Raw genomic sequence first — 21271 nt, 5'->3', positions numbered from 1 at the left:
CTCCAACGATGCTAAAATTTTTATTTCCTCTAATTTTATTAACTTCATTTTTAAGCACAGCACATGGTCAATGGAAAAATGAAAACCTAAAAGGAAAATGGATAGGAACAGCTGATTTTGATTTATATCCAGATTTAATGTTTGTTGATATTGATTCTGTAATCAAAGTCAAACTATTCTATCATCAAGAGGAAACAGATAAAGTAAATGATTACACTGAAACTTCAGATTCTTTAAAGTTTATCATTGACACGCCTTCTATGGCTGCATCTTATAGAGGTGAAATATTGAATGACTCAACTATTATGGGTAAGTTTCAAGTAGGTTATAAAGAATTTGATTGTAACCTCATTCGCCTCTCTCCTATACATATTGCTGATTTAGGTAACCTCTTGGGCTACTTCAGTTTTGAAGATGGACGAATTATTCAAATAGAACCCTTTTATATTGATGGATCTATTAACCCATTAAGGGTACTTGATTTTAAAAATGGCAAACAAAGAGTACTTTACCCTACTTATAAAGATGAGCGACAAATTACTTTTGCAGCAGGACCTAAAATGGCTTCTTCTTATCCTACAGATTTCACAATCACTTTATATAAAAATGAAAATGGTGAGGCAGAACGCCTTCAATATGATTCTTACACTGAAGGAACTTCACTAAAAGAAGGGAAAAGATTGCAAGAGCTCAGTGATTTTAAAGATATTAGTATCAAAAATGACAATGTAGAAATTGAAGGAACACTGACTTATCCGAATGTGGATGATAAGAGTATCCCACTCGTTATTTATGTACCTGGTGCAGGGGAACAGTTTAGAGGAAATATTTTTGATGAATATGTAAAGACACTTCCGTATTATGGTGTTGCCACTTTTGTGTATGATAAAAGGGGTTGTGGAGTTTCAACTGGAGACAGAAAAAGTGCTGATTTCTATGATCTTGCTTCAGATTTAAAAAAGGTGATTCACAAGCTCAAGAAAACAAAACGTATTGATGAAAAAAGAATTGGGCTTGTCGGTTTTGATCAGGCTGGATATGTAATGCCATTAGCAATTGAGAACGATGAGGATATTCAATTCATTGTCAATATTTCTGGTGCAATGAGTAAGTTTGTGGATCAAGAAAGACAGGGGTTAGAAAAAAGATTGATTGCAGACGAATTTACTCCTGACGACGTAAAAATCACATTAGAATATCAAGATGAATTAATAAAATACCTGGCATCTGGAAAAAAAACTGAAAGCTTGATCCAAGCACACAACAAGATTCTAGTCACTCCAATGATTGAGTATGTCACAACTCTTGATGAGACAGAATATATTGAATGGTGGAAAAGATACTATGATTTTGATGCGAAGGAAGCATGGGAAAAAGTGAATGTTCCTGTTCTTACTTTGTATGGCGAAAGAGATAAGCTTCTAGATCCAGTAATGAATAAAAATAGAGTTGATACGTTTAAAAATGCTTCTTTGTTTGATACGAGAATTCTACCAAAAGTGAATCACTTACTGATTAAAGGTGGAAAACGTGGAGATGTTCAATTGACAGAAATTGAAGGGTATCATCCTTTCTTATTCAAAACAATCAATGAGTGGATTGGTACACAAGTCGGATTGATCAAATAAAATGCTTTAATGATGAAAAGCCTTCCATGAAACTAATAAATCATGGAAGGCTTTTTTATTGAAATATTATCGAGCTACTTTCTTTTTTGAATTGTTGATATCCTTAATTACTGAACGTATTAAATTAACTTTTGACAATGCTCCTGCTGACAAGAGTTTAACGATCCAATTCTCTTTGAATTTCAATGTTTTAAATATTTCTTTTTCATCCATCCCTTTTAGATATAAGTCTGCAACTGAATGAAATGAAGTTTCTAAAAAATTGAGTTTATCCCTAAGTTTCTGTTTAGGGTTTTCTAATTGAGGATTATGATTACAAAACATTACTTTAAAATCATAATTCAATATTTTTTCAATTGAAGAAATTTGTTGCTGAACGCTTTCGCTGTATAAAAAATATCCAATATAGGAATTGATATAAAGATCAGCAGAAAACAACCATTTTTCATTCGGTTCATATAAGGCGACCATATCAGAAGCATGACCTGGAATTGGAATGATTTCAAAAGTATAATTTCGTGTTTTTATTTCATTTTCAATAGGTATCAAATTACCATACGTTTCTCGGTCTCCCCAGGTGATTTTCTGAGCGAAACTTAGTGACGGTGGATTATTCATCAATTGTGCACACTTATCAGAGCTGTACACAGGACATTGGAATCGTTCTTTTAAAGGAAGAATGTTTCCTGTATGATCTTCATGATGATGTGTGACAAAAATCTGATCTACAGAAAGGTGATCAATTTTATCTAATAAAACTTCTCTTACCTTGCTCTGTCCAGTATCAATTAAAAGGCCGTCAATGAAATAGATATAGGTAGATAATTTTGGTTTCCCAATAAGGCTGTAACCAAATTGGTACCCTTTTACATTTTCATAGTTAAGTGATTTGGTAGTTATCATTTCTGGTGTAGTTATTCAACTTAATAGTGTATAGTTTCAATAAACCTGTCTGCAAATCTAATTGTTTTCAAACAGGCTTATATAATTTCTCAATTAAATAAATTAATTGAAATGATTAAAGTGAATAACTACTTTTGCAATAAAACCTTACGGGATTAGTAATACTTTACTAGAACTCTTGCCACCTTCCAGATATTCATGTGCTTTCTTTCCTTCTGAAAGTTTGAAACTGACAGGTTCCTTTATTTTTACTTTTCCTTGTTCTATCAATTCAAATAGAGCATTAGCTCTTGTCATTCTCTCATGATGATTGACCAAATAACTCCAAAGATCTCCACCAGTTAATGTTTTACTTGTATCCATCAACATTCTTGGATCAATGGCAACCGGGTCTCCTCCACTCATACCATAAAATACTACTGTACCAGTATCTTTTGTGACTTCAAAAGAATCCATGATTGTAACACCAACGCTATCATAAACTACATCAACTCCTTTTCCGTCAGTGATTTCTTTTACTTTATTTCCCCAATTGTCATCCAACTGTAATGCATGATCTGCATTGGTTTCCAATATAGTTTGTAGCTTATTTTCACTTCGAGTGAGCCCAATGACTTTAGCTCCTTTTGATTTACAGATTTGAGATAAGATCTGTCCTACCCCTCCAGGCATGGCATGAATTAATACCGTTTCACCTTTGCTCACAGCATAACTATCATTGGCCAAATAATGAGCCGTGAGACCTTGTAATAATACTGATGCAGCCAATGAAAAATCCACCTTTTTAGAAATAGGAATCACATGATCTTCGGGTACAACGATGTACTCTGCATTTGCAAACGGAACATCAGTGTAAGCAATTCTATCACCAACTTTATATTTATCAGACTTTGATTCAACTACTACTCCGGCGCCTTCATATCCGGCGATAAATGGAGGTTCTCCTTTTAAGTGATAATTTCCTTTTCTTCTATAGATGTCAGCAAAATTAAGTCCGATGGCTTTATTCTCCACCAATACTTCATTGGCTTTGATTTCTGGTTTTGACACCTCAATATATTCTAATACTTCAGGTCCACCAAAAGATGAAAAAGTAAGTGCTTTCATTAATATTTATTCGATTGGAAGTAAAAAAGTATATCTCGGTTAAGTATCTGGAATAAAGTAAATGAACATTTTATCTTTTCCCATGTACTTATTGATATACTTTATGTGGGTGCAATACTAATAAAATTTAGAATTCGAACCTACAGATCCGTATCGAAGTAATATATGCTAATCTTCGGTAACATTCTTTTTTTGTTGTAATTGTATCATTCTAATTCCAGCAAATGATCCCCAAGTTGATATACACATAAATAAGGGAGGAATCATACTTCTTAACATTTCTTTTCCATATACAGCTGACATATAAACAATTAGCACCAGATAAGCCAAACTAAATACTCCCATACCATTAACGAGTAGTTTGGAAAGTATTTTTTGTCTAGACCCTAATCTTAGTTCTTTGATAATCTCATTAAAGTGTTTAATAAAATCATCATAGTCATTTTGAACTGAAGGTGACTTTTTAGGAGGGTGAAACAAAAAGCTAAAGGATTTAAACTTGAGATGCAATGGATTCTTCTCTCCTGACATAACAGATGCTTTTCTAAATTCATAACGCTCCAAGTCTTTGAAATTCATTTTTTCCCCATTGATAGAGATACTCTCTTTGTCTAACTCAACTTCCAAATCCACCCAATGTATTTTACTAAAATTCAAGTAATAGAGAATACTTAAAAGTGCAAGAACCAATAACATTGATAATGTATACACATTTAATCCATAGATAAGAGGAAAAAATAATGAGGGACAACAAACAGCCATAATAAAATAAAATACAGACATTGGGTATTTTATCGAATGAAAGTTATAAGTCATTTTTAGTTTAATTTTTAGAAAATAATTAATCATAAAAAAATAACATGTTACAAATTAAATTATAACATGTTATTTACCTAAATAATAATCAAATTTAATACTGATGGAAAGACTTCGTAACAAATTCCAATACAGTTGGTAAGGCGCTTCTCCAATAACTCCAATTGTGTCCTCCATCTCTCATTCTAAATTCATGAGGGATCTCTTTATTTGTCATCAAGATGTGCATTTTACTATTGTCAATTGAAAGATGGTCATCATCACCACAATCAATATACCAACGGATTCTGTTGTTCCACTCGATTTTTTCTGGAAGCTGTTCCATTAATACTAATGGATTATTTCTTTCATAATGGGCTTGAATTTCTTTCTTTGATTTCCCTTCATAATACGGAGCCATTTCCTTTTTTCTCTGCTCATAATCTGCTTCTCCAAACCAAGCACTCAAAGGACAGGCGGCTACAAATAATTCAGGGTGATGTAATGCATAAATAAAGGTACCTCCACCTCCCATGCTCAAACCTGCAATGGCACGATAACGCTTTTCATTTCTTGTTCTATAAGTGGCTTCGATGTGTGGTATCAATTCCTCAAAGAAATAATCTTCATAATTCCATTTTCCATCAATGTTGTTGGTATAACCGATTCGATCCGTGTCTGCATCAGGCATCACAATAATCATTGGTGTTGCTTTACCTTCTTGAATAGTCAGATCCGCTATACGTTGAACTTCACCAAATTGTATCCAACCGGTATGATTATCACTGTAACCATGCAATAGATAAAGCACTGGATAGCTTCTCTCTGACTTTTCATATCCTTCCGGAAAATAGATAGAATACTTTTTCTCTACTCCCAAAATTTCACTTTTTACAGTTTTGGTTTCAAAGACTTTTGATGTTTGGCTGAAAAGTGTAAATGATAAGGTAAACAGAGATAATGTAAGTAGTAATTTTAAGTAATAATTCATTCGTTTGTAATTGATAAGTTTAAAAAGTTGAATCTAAATAGATTTGCTTAATGGGGCAAGAATAAAATTTTATTCATAAAAAAAGGAGCGCCGTAATCGCAAACGGCACCCCCCATTATCTCACAAATTATAGGTATATATAATTTCAGAATTAATTTTCCACTTCATCCTCTTCCAAAAGTAACGTAAGTACTTTCTTCGCTGAATATGGAACTCTAGTACCAGGACCGAAGATCGCTGCTACTTTGTTGTCATAAAGGAATTGGTAATCTTGCTCTGGAATTACACCACCTGCAAATACCATGATATCCTCACGACCTAAACGTGCTAACTCTTCAATTAATTGAGGAATTAACGTTTTGTGACCTGCTGCTAATGATGATGCACCTACACAGTCCACATCATTTTCAGCCGCTTGACGAGCCACTTCTTCTGGAGTCTGGAACAATGGTCCCATATCCACGTCGAATCCGATGTCTGCGAATGAAGTTGCAATTACTTTTGCACCTCTATCGTGACCATCTTGACCCATCTTAGCGATCATTACTCTTGGACGTCTACCTTCCAATTTCTCGAATTCATTCGCTAATTCTTTTGCTTCAGCAAACGACTTGTCACCTGCTACCTCATGAGAGTAAACTCCTGAGATATTACGGATTGTAGCTTTATATCTACCAAAATCTTTTTCCATAGCATCTGAAATTTCACCAAGAGAAGCACGGCATCTTGCTGCCTCTACTGCTAACTCTAATAAGTTGCCTTCACCTGTTACTGCTGCCTTTTCGATAGCTTCAAGTGCTGCATTTACTTTATCAGTGTCACGCTCTTCTCTCATTTTCTTTAAACGAGCAATTTGACCTTCACGTACTACAGTGTTGTCGATTTCTAATACGTCGATTTCAGTCTTCTCGTCTGAAATATACTTATTTACTCCGACAATTGTATCCTGACCTGAGTCAATACGAGCTTGTTTTCTGGCAGAAGCTTCCTCAATTCTCATTTTCGGAATACCTTTTTCAATTGCTTTTGCAATACCGCCATGCTCTTCTACTTCTTCGATAAGTTTCCAAGCTTTTTGCGCGATCTCATTTGTCAAGTACTCCACATAGTGTGAACCTGCCCATGGATCGATTACTTTACAAACGTTCGTCTCGTCTTGGATGTAAAGCTGCGTGTTACGAGCGATACGAGCCGAGAAGTCAGTTGGTAATGCAATGGCCTCATCAAGTGCGTTGGTGTGCAATGATTGAGTATGCCCCAATGCTGCACCCATTGCTTCAATTGCTGTTCTTGCTACGTTGTTAAATGGATCCTGCTCCGACAATGACCAACCTGAAGTTTGAGAGTGTGTTCTCAAGGCCATTGATTTAGGGTTTTTAGGGTTGAATTGTTTTACAATTTTCGCCCAAAGCATACGACCTGCTCTCATCTTAGCAATCTCCATGAAGTGGTTCATACCGATTGCCCAGAAGAATGATAAACGAGGTGCGAATGCATCAATATCTAATCCAGCTGCTTTACCAGCTCTTAAGTATTCTAAACCGTCCGCAAGTGTGTAAGCCAACTCGATGTCTGCTGTAGCACCTGCTTCTTGCATGTGGTATCCCGAAATAGAAATAGAATTGTATTTCGGCATGTTGTTAGAAGTATAAGAGAAGATATCTGAGATGATTCTCATTGATGGTTTTGGAGGATAGATGTACGTGTTACGTACCATGAATTCCTTCAAAATATCATTTTGGATCGTACCACTCAATTTCTCTTTTGATACTCCTGACTCCTCAGCTGCAACAATGTAGAAAGCCAATACTGGGATTACCGCACCGTTCATTGTCATTGATACTGACATTTTATCCAATGGAATATCATTGAATAAGATTTTCATATCTTCTACTGAATCGATCGCTACACCTGCTTTACCTACGTCACCAACTACACGTGGGTGATCTGAATCGTAACCACGGTGAGTTGCCAAGTCAAAGGCTACTGAAAGACCTTTTTGACCTGCTGCTAAGTTTCTTTTGTAGAATGCATTTGACTCCTCTGCTGTAGAGAAACCTGCATACTGACGGATAGTCCAAGGTCTCAAAGCGTACATCGCTGAGTAAGGACCTCTTAAGAATGGAGGAAGACCTGCTCCGAATTCAAGATGCTCAGCACTTTGAGTATCTTCTTTTGAAAACTTCTGCTTTACTTCGATTCCCTCCGCAGTTGTCCACAGCTTACCTTGCTCTTCCACAAGTTTCTCTGCTGAAACAACTTTGATATCATTTATATTTAATTTTGAAAAATCTGGTTTCATTTCCTTCGTTTTTTAAATTGAAAACTTTAATTCAAGAAGACCAATTAAGCGATCTCTAAATCAGCTTGGAATTGGCTTAACGCTTGAATGGCATTCGTTTTCACATGAACAAATCCATCAACACCTGCTTCTGTATAAGCTGCTTCGAATTCACCTGGGAATCCAGCAAGGATTAATTTCTTACCTTTTGCTTCTGAAGCCTTGAATGCTTTCGCAAATGCCGCTACATGCTCTTGGTATTCTGGATCCGAAGAACACATCACTACGATATCAGCATCTGTTTGGATAGCACCTTGGATTGCTTCTTCTACTGAGTTGAAGAATTGCTCCTCTGATGCGAAACCTGCTGTACCGAAGAAGTCCATAGCGAAAGTTGATCTTGCTTTACGCATAGCCAAGTTACCGAACAAAGTATTGAATACTTTAGGACGAGTACCGCCATCATGAACGTATTTTTCAGTCTTAAGACGAAGGTTCTCAAACTGTAGAGTGGCACGTTGTGGTAATAACAATTCTACCTCAGCAACTGTATCGTGATTTACTTGAACACCTTCAGGGTTGATCACTTCTAGTTGATTAGGGTATCTGTTTGTACCTACATAAACGCTTCTACGTTGAGCGATTAATTTTTCTTTTTGATCTCTAGTCTTTTGGATCAAGCTTTGGATTCCACCCGATTTGAATGAAGCTAAGAAACCATCTTCAGATTCAATTGTTTGGAATAATAATAAAGCAGCATCCAATAACTTTTCAGTCAATGTATCGATATAGTATGATCCTGAAGCAGGGTCAGCTACTTTACCTAAGTAAGCCTCTTCTCTCATTAAGTGAGAAATGTTTAAGGCAACTCTTTGTGACTGTCTTGTTGGCTTTTCATAAGAAGCATTGTGTGCTTCGATATTGATAGCATCAACACCACCCAATACAGCAGACATTGCTTCCGTAGTGTTACGAAGCATGTTTACGTTTGGATCATATAATGATTTAGACCAAAGTGAAGAATTACCAACAATAACGATATTGTTTGCATCGAAAGACGCATCGTAAAGTTTAGCGATTTCTAAAACTAATAATCTAAATGCCCTGAATTTAGCGATTTCGTGGAAGTAGTCACCTCCTACTGTCGCTTGGAAGATTACATTACTTAATACTTCAGTAGGCTCAACATCATATTTTGCTAATTGATCGATGTACTCTACTAATGTATTTAAAGTGAATGCTAATTCTTGTACATGGTTTGCACCAGCGTTTACAAAAGCATCAGATGCTACTGAGATCACTTTGAAGTTAGGCATTTCAGCAGTATAAGAAATCAATCTTGATAAACGCTGGAATCCTTCCTCATCCATTGCACCTGTTGTAGTGAAGTCATGGATCGGATCAAAATGAATGTAACCTGCTACTTTGTCTAAAGAAACACCATGGATGTGTAGGTAACCTACATAATCTCTCATTAATGTTCTTGGGTGTTTTACATTTTCGAAACCAATACTGATCATTTCAATACTGATTCCTTTTAATGCTTGCTCGATATCGAAGTCTTCAATACTATCAACATCAAACACTAGACCTTCAACACCGCGGTCTAATAAATATAAAGCATTAGTGTTTACTTCAGCATTATCTTTACCAACTACTCTCTGGAATGATTTCCAATCCATTCCTTCGTTTTCGTTTGATGGTAAAATGTTCTTCAGTTCACTTAATAATTCGGATTTATCTTGTCTATCCTCTGAAGTGAAGTATGGAGGAATAGTCATTCCGTTTTCAGTTTTCCATACTAGCTTTTTATCGAAGTCAGCTCCTTTTAGGTCAGTGATAACTTTTTCTTTCCAAGTCTCTTTACTGATCGGCTCGAAGTCTGAAAATAATTTTTCAGCCATATTTATGTTATTTAGTGTGTATTGGTGATACAATAATAAAACAAATCTCTTGGACTATACTAATTTTGGTATAGTTGAGCATGTTTGAAATCCATTTTCCGGCTAAAGTTTTGGTTCCAAACATACTCTTATCGCTATTGGAGAATTACATTCCTCCAACTTGCTGGAAGTAAGACAAGAAGCTAATCAAAATACCCGCTGCTACTGCCGAACCAATTACACCAGCTACGTTTGGTGCCATGGCATGCATTAATAAGTGGTTATTTGAATCTGCTCTTAATCCTTCCTGCTGTACAACTCTTGCCGAGTCAGGTACTGCAGAAACTCCAGCTGCTCCAATCAATGGGTTGATCTTGTTATCACCTTTTAAGAATAAGTTCATGATCTTAGCAAAAGCTAACCCTGAGAATGTAGCAATAGCGAAGGCAACGGCACCTAAAGCGAAGATTTTCAATGAACTAGTCGTAATGAAAACGCTTGCTTGAGTTGAGGCACCTACTGTTACTCCTAGTAAGATTGTAATAATGTCGATCATCGACGTTCTAGCAGTGTTTGCTAAACGTTCTGTGTGACCTGACTCTTTCAATAAGTTACCGAAGAATAACATGCCTAAAAGTGGCAGTGCACTTGGCGAGATAAATGTAGTTAAGATTAAACCTACCAACGGGAAAAGAATTTTCTCTGTTTTTGTCACCGTTCTTGGTGGCTTCATACGGATTTTTCTTTCTTCCGGCGTTGTCATCAAACGCATGATTGGTGGCTGTATCACTGGTACAAGTGCCATGTATGAATAAGCTGCAATAGCAATTGCTCCAAGTAAATGAGGTGCAGATTTAGAAGAAAGGAAGATGGCCGTTGGACCGTCAGCACCACCAATAATACCAATGGCAGCTGCTTCACTTAAATCAAATCCTAATGTGATTGCACCGATAAATGTTAAGAACACACCCACTTGAGCGGCTGCTCCTAAAAGCATTAATTTCGGATTGGCGATCAGAGAAGTAAAATCGGTCATTGCTCCAATTCCTAAGAAAATAAGCGGAGGATAAATACCTTTCTCAACACCAAAATATAAGTAACTTAATACTGAACCTTCTTCATAAATACCAATCTGATTTCCAGCAACAAATGGTATGTTACCGATAATTACACCTGCTCCAATTGGAATAAGTAATAAGGGTTCGTAATCAAATTTAATAGCTAAGAATATAAATAATAACCCCACACAGATCATTACAAAGTTTGGCAAAGTTAAGTTTGCAAAACCTGTCATTGACATGAAGTTCATCAGACCATTCATTGCCAATGTATTAAAATCTTGTGGTGCACCTGTTGCGACTGCTGCTTGAGTCACTTCACCAATTGTCTGATTTGATAAGCCTGCTGCTGATGCAGCTGCCCATGAAATCATGATGGTTGCGATGGCTCCAAAGACGATAAATAAGCGTTTCGTATTCATAATAATTGTTGTTTAGAATGAAACCACTTACGCCAACTCTACAAGAACCTCTCCTTGTAATACTGACGTTCCTTCTTCTACTTTAATGCTTGCAATTGTACCGTCTGCTTCTGCCAATACATTGTTTTCCATCTTCATTGCTTCCATTGTCATCAAGATATCGCCTTGCTTCACTGCATCACCCTCTTTTACGTTGATGGTCATTACAGTACCTGGAAGTGGTGCTACGATATTTGATTTTTTCGCTGAACGTGTAATTGCTTTCGGCGCTGCTGTTCTTGGAGCCTCAGAACGCATTAGTTTTGGAGTTTTAGAAGTTTTCACTTCCTTGTCCATCTCCACTTTATAAGGTGTACCATTGACTTCTAATTCAATAGCTTGACCTTCAACTCCTTTTATTGTAACGGCATAGTTGTTACCGTTAACTGTAAAATTATAGTTTTTCATTTTATTCGGTATTAACGGTTAAGCTGACTGCCATGAACTGAATAGATCTTCGAACTCCATGGTGAGTAAGCCTTCTTCACTTTTTGGATCGTTAGAATTGTTGATTCTTCATCGTGTGCCTCTGCCATATAGTGGTAAACTGCCGCAGCAATTGCAGCGTTTACTTCACCAGATACTTTAGTGGCATTGATAACCATCTCCTCATCATCCTTTTTGATCACAATTTGTTTTGGTTTGTTGATCTTGTTCATTACGATCGGAACCAAATAAGTGAACGAGATAAAAAGAAGGAATAATAAGGTTAAGGTAAAGAATACCAATCCTACTCCAACCAATGTGATCACTAATCCTTCGGTGAAACCAAATTGTGTTACTTGATCTTCCATATTATTATTTGATTAAAGTGGAATATTAGAGTGCTTCTTAGGAGGATTAACTTCTTTCTTAGTTGCTAATACTTCTAAACCTCTACAGATTCTGAATCTTGTATTTCTTGGCTCGATTACATCATCAATAAATCCGTATTTCGCTGCTTGATAAGGATTTGCGAATTTCTCTACGTATTCGTCCTCTTTATCTTGCATGAATTTCGCTCTCTCAGCTTTATCTTCGATTGAGCGAATAGCTCTTCCTTCTAATACCTCTACAGCACCTTTAGCACCCATTACTGCGATTTCGGCAGTTGGCCATGCGTAGTTGATATCACCTCTTAATTGTTTAGAACTCATTACGTCGTGTGCTCCACCGTAAGATTTTCTAAGTGTAATAGTGATTTTTGGAACTGTTGCTTCACCGTAAGCGAATAATAACTTGGCACCGTGAAGGATAATACCGCCATATTCTTGACCTGAACCTGGCAAGAAACCTGGTACGTCTACTAATGTTACGATTGGAATATTGAATGCATCACAGAAACGAACAAAACGTGCTGCTTTTTTCGATGCTTCAATATCAAGTACACCCGCTAAGAATGAAGGTTGGTTGGCAATAATACCTACTGGACGACCATTGAAACGAGCAAAACCTGTGATAATGTTTTTAGCATAAGCTCTGTGCGTTTCTAAGAATTCCTCATTATCAACTAACAAGTGGATAACATCTAGCATGTTATAAGGTTTGTTAGGATCATCAGGAATCACCTCGTTCAATTTATCCTCAATTCTTTCAATTGGGTCATTACATGGGATTTGTGGTGGCTCTTCAAGGTTGTTTGAAGGCAAGAAACTCATCAACTTACGGATTAACAATAATGTCTCCTCATCGTTTTCAGTCATCATGTGAGCTACACCAGATTTAGAAGCGTGCATGTTCGCACCACCTAAATCCTCTACAGAAATCACCTCACCTGTTACTGATTTTACTACTTTAGGACCTGTTACAAACATGTATGATGTTTGGTCCGTCATCAAGATAAAGTCAGTCAATGCTGGAGAGTAAACTGCACCACCTGCACAAGGTCCTAAGATTGCAGAAATCTGAGGCACAACACCTGACGCCATGATGTTTCTTTGGAAGATCTCAGCGTAACCCGCAAGAGACCTAACGCCTTCTTGTATACGTGCTCCACCTGAATCATTCAAACCGATTACTGGTGCTCCTACTTTCATTGCTTGATCCATTACTTTACAGATCTTTTGTGCAAATGTTTCAGAAAGTGAACCTCCGAATACTGTGAAGTCTTGTGCGAATACATAAACAACTCTACCGTCAATAGTACCGTGACCCGTTACTACACCATCTGATAAATATTGTTGTTTATCCAAGCCGAAAGATTTCGTACGGTGCGTTACAAACATGTCGTACTCCTCAAAACTGCCTTCATCTAAAAGAAGGTCAATTCTCTCTCTAGCCGTTAACTTACCTTGACTATGTTGCTTGTCAATTCTTTTTTCACCACCACCTAAGCGGGCTTGTGATCTTTTCTCTACAAGTTCTCTAACCTTATCTCTGTTAGTTCCCATTGATAATTCCCAGCGGGTATTTGTCAAATATTATAACACCTATTACGGTGTCTTTGATTCATTTTACTTTGGCGTAAGAAAGTCAAGGCAATAACCGTCCAGCCCTGTATTTCTACAGGTTAAAAAAATCAATTTTAATCTACTGTTAAGATAGCATCGTTAAGCCGTGTTAGGTCGAACGATTACTGCTCCTGACGTGCCTTTAGTGTTTTCTTACTTTTAGTAGTTCTTTCCGTCAACTACTGAAGCTTGGTAACTTACTTTCTAGAAGCAAGTCACCGATTTATTTTGGTTACTCTACTTATGTACTTGGTAGGTATTCAAAAGTAATAGTTATTTCTTCTCGCAAAGCTCAGTAAGAACTCCATGAGTTGATTTAGGATGCAAGAATGCGATATCTAATCCTTCTGCTCCTTTTCTTGGTGTTTTGTCTAATAAACGAACACCTTTTCCTTCAGCATCTTCTAAGTTCTTCTCGATATCTTTAACTGCGAATGCTAGGTGATGCATTCCTGGCCCTTTTTTAGCGACGAATTTTCCGATTGGTCCGTCTTCAGATGTAGATTCTAAAAGCTCAATTTTAGTATCTCCTACTTTAAAGAAAGCAGTTTTTACTTTTTGCTCTTCTACTTCTTCGATAGCATAACATTTAAGTCCTAATACTTCTTCGTAATACTTAATTGACTCTTCTAAGTTTTCTACCGCTACACCAATGTGCTCAATGTGTGATATATTCATTTCTGTTGCTTTTTAAAAGTTAGTAATAATAAAAGGCGTGATAAGCTTGTTGACCTTTATTATGTATCGTAAAAGTCATACAAAAAGAAATTGTTTGTGATAACATTCATCATCTAAATAAAGATTAAAATCATAAAAACTGTTTCCAAGGAAAAAAGCAAACCTTCAAACATGTTTTATACATCTGAATATCAATACTTTAATTTGGAAACAAAAATCATCTTTCGCCTTATTTAGAAACAATAAAAAAAATTAAAAAATATTAGAAATTGTATTATAAACACATTTAATACCTTTTTAGAAGAATTGTATGTAGCTTTGTGAAGGCAAAAACAGTGATAGGCTTCTTCTCTTTTATTATAAAAAATAGAGATACCCAGTTCCTCATTTATATCCTATAAATAGATTGGGCTAAATGAAATATTCAACATAAAAATCGTTCTTCTTTTACCATGAGATATAAAAGAAAAAAAAGACTTAGTGCACAGGAATATGCTGATGGTATTATTAGTGGTAACAGAATAATATTAAGTAGAGCCATCACAATCATAGAAAGTAAACTCCCTGCCGATGTTATTTTGGCAGAAGAAATACTTGAACTGATTCTGCCACATACCGGCAATACACTCAGAGTAGGTATTACGGGTGTTCCAGGGGTAGGTAAAAGTACCTTTATTGAATCTTTTGGAAAATACATCACTTCAAAAGAAATGCAATTGGCGGTGCTGACCATTGACCCGAGTTCACAAATCAGTGGTGGTAGTATTTTGGGTGATAAAACCCGAATGGAAGAATTATCCAACGATCCATTAGCGTATGTTCGTCCTTCCGCTGCAGGTAGTGCTTTGGGAGGCGTAAATCATAAAACTAGAGAAACCATGTTGCTTTGTGAAGCGGCAGGTTTTGATGTCATCTTAATCGAAACAGTAGGTGTTGGTCAATCAGAAACCACTGTAAAAGGCATTGTTGATTTCTTCTTGCTGTTAATGCTTGCCGGTGCAGGCGACGAGCTCCAAGGTATCAAAAGAGGTATTATGGAAATGGCCGATGCTATTGCAATTACGAAATGTGACGGTGATAATGTGCATCGTGGCAAAATGGCAAGAGCAAGTTATCAGAATGCATTACACTTGTTCCCTCCTGCTGAGTCTGGCTGGGCTCCAAAAGTAATGACCTGTTCTTCGGTGCAAAATGAAGGCTTGGATGAAATATTGGAGAACATCATGAAGTTTGAGAAGGAAATGAAAGAGAAAGGTTTCTTCCAATCCAACCGTCAGAGTCAAAACTTGCATTGGATGCACGAAACCATCGATAATCATCTGAAAAGAGCCTTCTACACCAATGCCTCTGTGGAAGGAAATCTAAATCATTTGGAGAATCAAGTAATTCAAAATAAATTGCCGGCTATTGCAGGTGCAAGAAAGTTATTGGAATTATTTAACCAAACGAGAACAGAAAATGATAAAAATATGGCATAATCCTAGATGCTCGAAAAGTAGAGAATCTTTAAACCTTTTGAAGGAAAATGGTGAGGAAGTGGAAGTAAGAGAATACTTAAAAGATGCTCCTACTAAAGCTGAAATTGAGGAAATTCTTTCGATGCTTAATATCGCACCTTTGGCACTTATCCGTAAAGGGGAAGCCATTTATAAAGAAAACTTCACAGGCAAAGAACTTACTGACGAGGAATACATCAATGCCATGGTAGAATATCCAAAATTGATTGAAAGACCTATTGTTATTAAGGATAACAAAGCCGTCATCGGAAGGCCTCCTTCGTTGGTTTTGGATTTATAAAATATTTTAAAGGTTCAAGGGGATTACTCTTGGACCTTTTTTGATGGTTCTTACTTGAATGTACTTCTCTAATTCCTCCATTATTAGAACTATGGCTTTTGGGTCGCTTTTTGAATCAATAAACTATCTATTATAATAAAGTTGTATAGCATAAAGAATTCCTGTTGCCACACTAATCATCAAAAAGTGTAGTAAGGGGTTATTTTTATTCAAATACCTTACTTATTCAGGGTAATGCTAGTAATTGTCCCATACTCATGGGAAAGATAGTCTCATAGTAATGGGAATAGCAGTCCCCTCTATATGGGAAAGTACTTCTCATATAGAGGGGACTGTTTGTCTTGAACTATCATTTGAAAAGTTTGCACGTTTTTCACTTCATTTAAGCTAAGAAATCTTCCTAATATTTTACGCTAAAAATGAACATTCAATTCAAAACCATAAGTATTAATCTCATAGCAACTCATACAATCATTTGTTCTTCTACCCTGAAAACTAGTTCAATTTTGAAATCAATTTATTTAAAAATATAACAATAGCGTCATTAATTTCTCAGTGATTTTCAGCTAAAAAAAACAATTTTTTAATGAAATACAGGGTGTAAATGAGCATTCACTCAATTATTTTAAAAAATTTGTTGATTCCAGAAAAAACAAAACTATATTTGCCATCTGAAAGCTAAAAGAAGTTCGAACTAACTAAAAATGATTAATCATTCATTGTCCGCTTTCAAGTACTTTTAAATAAATAAAACAATCTATTAAATCCAGCGAGAAACAAATTACTAAAAATTGGAGGTTGAGTAATTACAACATGTCTCCCTCTTTAAATCAATTCATTTAACAAAAACACTAGAAGGTTACAAAATCAATTAAAGTTCCATTATTGAATTATTTCAGTTCCTATTCTTAAGTATCAAGATAAAAGAAAATGGATATTTCGTACATCATAGTTTAAACTATGGGCAGTTAATAGCCCAACTTCATCAAGACTGAAGTCTTGAAGGTTGGAAACGTAAGCAACACTTTAGTGTTGGTGGAATCAATATCAATTGCCCATGATATCAGTCATGATGCACGTTATTTTGTCCCTCTTTTCTGTCTTAATACACTGTAAACTAAATTTCGTTACTTATTTAGAAATCAGGAGATTTCTAATGATCTGTAGAACACAAATGACACTAATACTTAACATTCACGCTAGTGAGCTTTCTACCATTTTAGTTGGGTAGTACTCCCTCGGCCTTGAAGGGAAAAGCATTAAGAATTTCATGGATTGAACCGAATGATTTTCTCGTTTGAGCAAGGCGAGTTTAAAATCATTTAGGTGAAAAGAATGGAATTTAGCTTTTGACTTCTAAACCTTGATTTTTTTGCTTTCTTTTTGGTTCAAAACAAAAATGAAGAAGAAAGAAGCTTGGATGTTGAACATAAAAAGCTTGCTAAAATGCCTATTTAAAGTTTGTGGTAATTTAGTTTACAATATACTTAACTATAACTCTAGGAATAAATAGGAACGTTATTGCCATATGTAACGTAATTTAAAATTATTTATGCTAAATTTTAGAAGATTGAATTCATCAATAAGGATCACTATTGGTGCAGTTCTGCTATCCTTCTTTTCTATTCAAGGCTCTACAGCACAGGAGATTTTACAACTGACACAAGAAGAAGGCATCAAAGTCAAAAAGTTAGAAAGAAAAGGTAATCGTTATTTTAAAACGCATGATACAGGCAAAGGAAGTGGGTACAAATTATACCAACGTGCACTGTATTGGGCAAAAAGAAATGCAGATGATAAAGGTCGTGTATATACTGACAAACATATCGTTCAGCAAGTAGAGGGTTTCCAATCCCCTGCCCCAACATCCAACGGTCGTGTTGCAGCAGCAAATGATGGATGGCAAGAATTAGGTCCTTTTAACTGGTCAAGAACTACAAGCTGGAACCCTGGTTTAGGTAGAATTGTAGCGATTGATGTGGAACGCCAAGCTCAAAAAATCATCTTTGCAGGTTCTCCAGGTGGTGGTATCTGGAAGTCTGTTGATGCAGGACAATCTTGGAGACCAGTTGGTGATGATCTTTCAAATATGACGATTTGGTCTGTTGCGATTGACCCGACTGATGTTAACACTGTCTACATTGGTAATTCTGCGGGGCAAATTCTAAAGTCTACTAACGGAGGTAACTCATGGTCAGTGATCAAAAGCGTTAGTGGTACGCCTAGAAGAATCTTAATTCACCCTAATGGAAATACTATTTTTGTAGGTACAACAAGAGCATTATACCGTTCTACAAACGCAGGTGGTTCATTCTCAACAGTGAATAACTCTGCTTCAGAAGATGTTGAATTTATGCCTGGCAACACAAATGTGGTTTATGCTTGTGGAGATTACTTCTTCCGTTCTACTAACGGTGGTGCTTCATTCTCTAGAGTGAGTAGTGGAATTGTTTCTTCTGAAAGAATGAAAATGGCTGTAACGCCTGCTAATGCTAACTACATCTATATTGTACAAGCTTCAGGTAGTAGTTTTGGACGTTTATACCGCTCTACAAATGGAGGTCAGTCTTTCTCAGTAGTCGCTGACAATAACTCTGTTTCTACTAATCAAGTTTACTTCACTCAAGCTTGGAGAGATATGGCCATTGCTGTTTCAGATTCTAATGAAGATGAAGTTCACTTAGCAGGTATGGATTACTCTAGATCTACAAATGGCGGTAGAAGTTTCACAAAGTTAGCAACTTGGAGCTCTCCAGGTGGAAAATCATATATTCACGCTGACGTAGAATTTATGCGTTTCATCAACGGTGTAATCTACTACGGTACTGATGGTGGTATTTACAGAAGTACAAACAATGGTTCAAATACTTCTGACTTAACACAAGGTGGTTTAGCGGTAAGACAATACTACAGAATCGGTGGTTCTAAAACAGATGCCAACAGAATTGTAGGTGGTGCTCAAGACAATGGTACTAACATCATGCACGGTACTAGCCGAAACTTCAAAGAATGGCTTGGTGCTGATGGCATGGAGTGTTTTATTGATCACGTGAACAAAAATGTGATCTATGGCACCACTCAAAATGGCTCGCTTTACAAAAGTACTGATGGAGGTAACAGCATTGGCAACATCAGCAGACCAAGTGGGTCTGGAGAATGGGTCACTCCATTTGCAATGGACCCCGTAGACAATAATACAATTTATGTGGGTTACCAAAGTTTACACAGAAGTAGAAACGGCGGAAGTAGCTGGAGCAATATTACATCAAGTATCAACATTGGTGGTTCTTTAGACGAAATTGCTATTGCCCCTTCTAACAATAACTACATTTACATTGCCAATGAAGGCAGTATGTGGAGAACAAAAAATGGGCAAAGCTCTTCTCCTTCATGGACTAGAATTGACAATTTCTCTGGTGATGTGAACTACATTGCAGTTGATCCAACAAACCCTGAAAGAGTTGCTATTGCTACAACTGGTTCTAGAGTTTATCTTTCTGTGAATGCCGGTTCTTCTTGGTCAAACATCAGAGGCAACCTTCCAAACATTTCCGCTTTATGCTTAGCATTTGATGACACCAGTGAGAATGGATTATATGTTGGCATGAGCGCTGGCGTTTATTACACCAACGACAACAGAAATGATTGGGTAAAATATGCTACTAACCTACCTAATGTTCAGACTACGGAATTAGAAATCCACTTCCCTTCTCGTAAAATTAGATTAGCCACTTATGGTAGAGGAATCTGGGAAGCTGATCTTTATGGTGGCGATACTGACACTGGTATTACACTGAATGCCCCTAACCGTTTAGTGGCTGCCGTAACAGACCAATCTGTAAAATTAGATTGGGATGACAACTCTAACAACGAAGATAATTTTGTATTAGAAAGAAGTTTAAATGGTGAAGCATATACTGTGATTGCAACTTTAAATGCCAATACAGAGACATATACTGACGCTGGCTTAAACCCTGGATCATATACTTACCGTTTGAGAGCGAAGAAAGATAATACCTACTCGGATTACTCTAATTCAGCTGATGCAGTAATTGAAGGCCAAGTTGAAGATGAAATTGGTGCTCCTAGTGGTCTTACTGCTTCAGTAAGTTCTAAAAATGTTACTTTAAACTGGGTAGATAACTCAAGTATTGAAAAAGGTTACACGATCCAGAGAAGTGACAATGGCGGAGACTTTACACGTATTGACTTCATTAGCCAAAGCAATGCAGTAACTTATACTGATGAAAACTTAGAAAACGGAACTTACATCTACAGAGTAAGAGCTTATGATGAGACTCGTTATTCTGGTTTCTCGAATGAAGTAGAAGTAGTTGTAGCAGTTTCTGATAATAACGGCAACGTGGTGGATAACTGTAATGGCTGTGAGGTATATTCTGTAAACAGTGAAGAAACAGGCAGTGCACAACAAGGAAAAGAAAACCTTGTAGATGGTAATACATCTACAATCTGGCATTCGAACTGGTATGATGATAACTCTTCACACCCTCACAACTTTAAAATTGATCTTGGTCAAACTCGTGAATTAGAAGGTTTCTCTTACACGGCACGTCAAGACGACAGCAAAACAGGTATGGTCAAAGGTTATACTTTATATGGCTGGGATGGAAATGAGTGGCAAGCTCTTTCTTCAGGAAATTTACAAGATACTAGACTTAAGCAATCTGTTAAGTTTAATAAGTTCTCAACAAGATATATTGCATTCCAAACTTCATCTGCAATAGATGGTCGTAGATGGGCTTCTGCCGCTGAATTCAGCGTTCATTACAAAGATGTGGCTGGCGTGGCTCCAACTACGGCTTCTAGTTCAAACAATCGTCCTTTAGTTGATTTGGAGGAATTAGAAGGACTTTCTATCTATCCGGTTCCTTTCCAAGATCAATTAACCATCAAAGGTGTGGATACTAAAAAGGTTTCTAAATCGATTGAGCTTTTTGATGTAAACGGAAAAACACACAGAGTAAAATCACAGTTTGGTGAAGGTAAAGTTATTTTGAATACCGCAAATCTTCAGAGTGGCATTTACATACTTCGCTTTACTGTAAATGGTCAAGTGAAAACTATGAAAGTTTATAAGAGGTAGATTCTGATCACTAACCCCCTCGATCAGTAATTGAGGAATTAACTATTTCGATTCATAGGAAGGTTCAAGGGATTTTTTCTCTTGGGCCTTTTCTTTTATTGTCTACGGCTTTAGGAAAACTACTGATTGGTTTCCTTATGATCATATCGATTACCG

At 36.6% G+C, this 21271-nt stretch carries 15 protein-coding genes; 4 read left to right on the top strand and 11 right to left on the bottom strand.

The window, feature by feature from the left end; genetic code table 11:
* The first annotated feature begins 8 nt into the window (after positions 1–8).
* Complete coding sequence (locus AVL50_RS29785) at positions 9–1628, top strand: serine aminopeptidase domain-containing protein (RefSeq protein ID WP_062621227.1); 1620 nt, start codon at positions 9–11, stop codon at positions 1626–1628.
* A 66-nt stretch (positions 1629–1694) separates the two neighbouring features.
* Here AVL50_RS29785 and AVL50_RS29780 read toward each other — a convergent pair whose 3' ends face one another.
* From AVL50_RS29780 to mce, 11 genes are all read right to left on the bottom strand, one after another.
* On the bottom strand, positions 1695–2531 hold the full coding sequence (locus AVL50_RS29780) for an MBL fold metallo-hydrolase (RefSeq protein WP_062621225.1): 837 nt from the start codon (positions 2529–2531) through the stop codon (positions 1695–1697).
* Positions 2532–2678: 147 nt separating this feature from the next.
* Complete coding sequence (locus tag AVL50_RS29775; protein ID WP_062621223.1) at positions 2679–3638, bottom strand: quinone oxidoreductase; 960 nt, start codon at positions 3636–3638, stop codon at positions 2679–2681.
* Positions 3639–3806: 168 nt separating this feature from the next.
* Entirely contained in the window at positions 3807–4421 is a 615-nt protein-coding gene (locus AVL50_RS29770; protein WP_157491681.1) for a hypothetical protein, read from the bottom strand.
* A 127-nt stretch (positions 4422–4548) separates the two neighbouring features.
* Positions 4549–5424 carry an esterase family protein gene (locus tag AVL50_RS29765; protein ID WP_062621219.1) on the bottom strand — a complete coding sequence of 292 codons (876 nt, stop codon included), beginning with the start codon at positions 5422–5424 and terminating at the stop codon, positions 4549–4551.
* Positions 5425–5575: 151 nt separating this feature from the next.
* Positions 5576–7726, bottom strand: coding sequence for a methylmalonyl-CoA mutase (scpA, locus tag AVL50_RS29760; protein WP_062621217.1), 2151 nt, complete (start codon positions 7724–7726; stop codon positions 5576–5578).
* Between the two features lie 44 nt (positions 7727–7770).
* Entirely contained in the window at positions 7771–9609 is a 1839-nt protein-coding gene (locus tag AVL50_RS29755; RefSeq protein WP_062621215.1) for a methylmalonyl-CoA mutase family protein, read from the bottom strand.
* Positions 9610–9754: 145 nt separating this feature from the next.
* Positions 9755–11068, bottom strand: a complete 1314-nt coding sequence (locus AVL50_RS29750; protein ID WP_253764334.1) for a sodium ion-translocating decarboxylase subunit beta — start codon at positions 11066–11068, stop codon at positions 9755–9757.
* Positions 11069–11095: 27 nt separating this feature from the next.
* Entirely contained in the window at positions 11096–11515 is a 420-nt protein-coding gene (locus AVL50_RS29745; RefSeq protein ID WP_062621214.1) for a biotin/lipoyl-containing protein, read from the bottom strand.
* An 11-nt stretch (positions 11516–11526) separates the two neighbouring features.
* On the bottom strand, positions 11527–11901 hold the full coding sequence (locus AVL50_RS29740; RefSeq protein ID WP_062621212.1) for an OadG family transporter subunit: 375 nt from the start codon (positions 11899–11901) through the stop codon (positions 11527–11529).
* A 12-nt stretch (positions 11902–11913) separates the two neighbouring features.
* Positions 11914–13476 (bottom strand): acyl-CoA carboxylase subunit beta, encoded by a 1563-nt coding sequence (locus AVL50_RS29735; RefSeq protein WP_062621211.1) that lies wholly within the window; start codon positions 13474–13476, stop codon positions 11914–11916.
* A 333-nt stretch (positions 13477–13809) separates the two neighbouring features.
* On the bottom strand, positions 13810–14214 hold the full coding sequence (gene mce, locus AVL50_RS29730) for a methylmalonyl-CoA epimerase (RefSeq protein WP_062621209.1): 405 nt from the start codon (positions 14212–14214) through the stop codon (positions 13810–13812).
* A 452-nt stretch (positions 14215–14666) separates the two neighbouring features.
* Between mce and meaB the strand changes: the two genes are divergently transcribed.
* From meaB to AVL50_RS29715, 3 genes are all read left to right on the top strand, one after another.
* Positions 14667–15692 (top strand): methylmalonyl Co-A mutase-associated GTPase MeaB, encoded by a 1026-nt coding sequence (gene meaB / locus AVL50_RS29725; RefSeq protein WP_062621208.1) that lies wholly within the window; start codon positions 14667–14669, stop codon positions 15690–15692.
* Positions 15673–16011 (top strand): arsenate reductase (glutaredoxin), encoded by a 339-nt coding sequence (gene arsC / locus AVL50_RS29720; protein ID WP_062621206.1) that lies wholly within the window; start codon positions 15673–15675, stop codon positions 16009–16011. The genes meaB and arsC overlap by 20 nt, the downstream gene beginning before the upstream one ends.
* A gap of 1552 nt (positions 16012–17563) precedes the next feature.
* Positions 17564–21115 (top strand): discoidin domain-containing protein, encoded by a 3552-nt coding sequence (locus AVL50_RS29715; RefSeq protein WP_062621205.1) that lies wholly within the window; start codon positions 17564–17566, stop codon positions 21113–21115.
* Positions 21116–21271: the final 156 nt, after the last annotated feature.

Source organism: Flammeovirga sp. SJP92, from assembly GCF_001583495.1.
Lineage (GTDB): Bacteria > Bacteroidota > Bacteroidia > Cytophagales > Flammeovirgaceae > Flammeovirga.
This window is presented reverse-complemented; position numbering and strand designations above follow the sequence as displayed.

Coding starts and splice junctions, on each gene's coding strand:
- AVL50_RS29785 (WP_062621227.1), top strand. CDS start 9: ATGCTAAAATTTTTATTTCCTCTAATTTTATTAACTTCATTTTTAAGC.
- AVL50_RS29780 (WP_062621225.1), bottom strand. CDS start 2,531: ATGATAACTACCAAATCACTTAACTATGAAAATGTAAAAGGGTACCAA.
- AVL50_RS29775 (WP_062621223.1), bottom strand. CDS start 3,638: ATGAAAGCACTTACTTTTTCATCTTTTGGTGGACCTGAAGTATTAGAA.
- AVL50_RS29770 (WP_157491681.1), bottom strand. CDS start 4,421: ATGTCTGTATTTTATTTTATTATGGCTGTTTGTTGTCCCTCATTATTT.
- AVL50_RS29765 (WP_062621219.1), bottom strand. CDS start 5,424: ATGAATTATTACTTAAAATTACTACTTACATTATCTCTGTTTACCTTA.
- scpA (WP_062621217.1), bottom strand. CDS start 7,726: ATGAAACCAGATTTTTCAAAATTAAATATAAATGATATCAAAGTTGTT.
- AVL50_RS29755 (WP_062621215.1), bottom strand. CDS start 9,609: ATGGCTGAAAAATTATTTTCAGACTTCGAGCCGATCAGTAAAGAGACT.
- AVL50_RS29750 (WP_253764334.1), bottom strand. CDS start 11,068: ATGAATACGAAACGCTTATTTATCGTCTTTGGAGCCATCGCAACCATC.
- AVL50_RS29745 (WP_062621214.1), bottom strand. CDS start 11,515: ATGAAAAACTATAATTTTACAGTTAACGGTAACAACTATGCCGTTACA.
- AVL50_RS29740 (WP_062621212.1), bottom strand. CDS start 11,901: ATGGAAGATCAAGTAACACAATTTGGTTTCACCGAAGGATTAGTGATC.
- AVL50_RS29735 (WP_062621211.1), bottom strand. CDS start 13,476: ATGGGAACTAACAGAGATAAGGTTAGAGAACTTGTAGAGAAAAGATCA.
- mce (WP_062621209.1), bottom strand. CDS start 14,214: ATGAATATATCACACATTGAGCACATTGGTGTAGCGGTAGAAAACTTA.
- meaB (WP_062621208.1), top strand. CDS start 14,667: ATGAGATATAAAAGAAAAAAAAGACTTAGTGCACAGGAATATGCTGAT.
- arsC (WP_062621206.1), top strand. CDS start 15,673: ATGATAAAAATATGGCATAATCCTAGATGCTCGAAAAGTAGAGAATCT.
- AVL50_RS29715 (WP_062621205.1), top strand. CDS start 17,564: ATGCTAAATTTTAGAAGATTGAATTCATCAATAAGGATCACTATTGGT.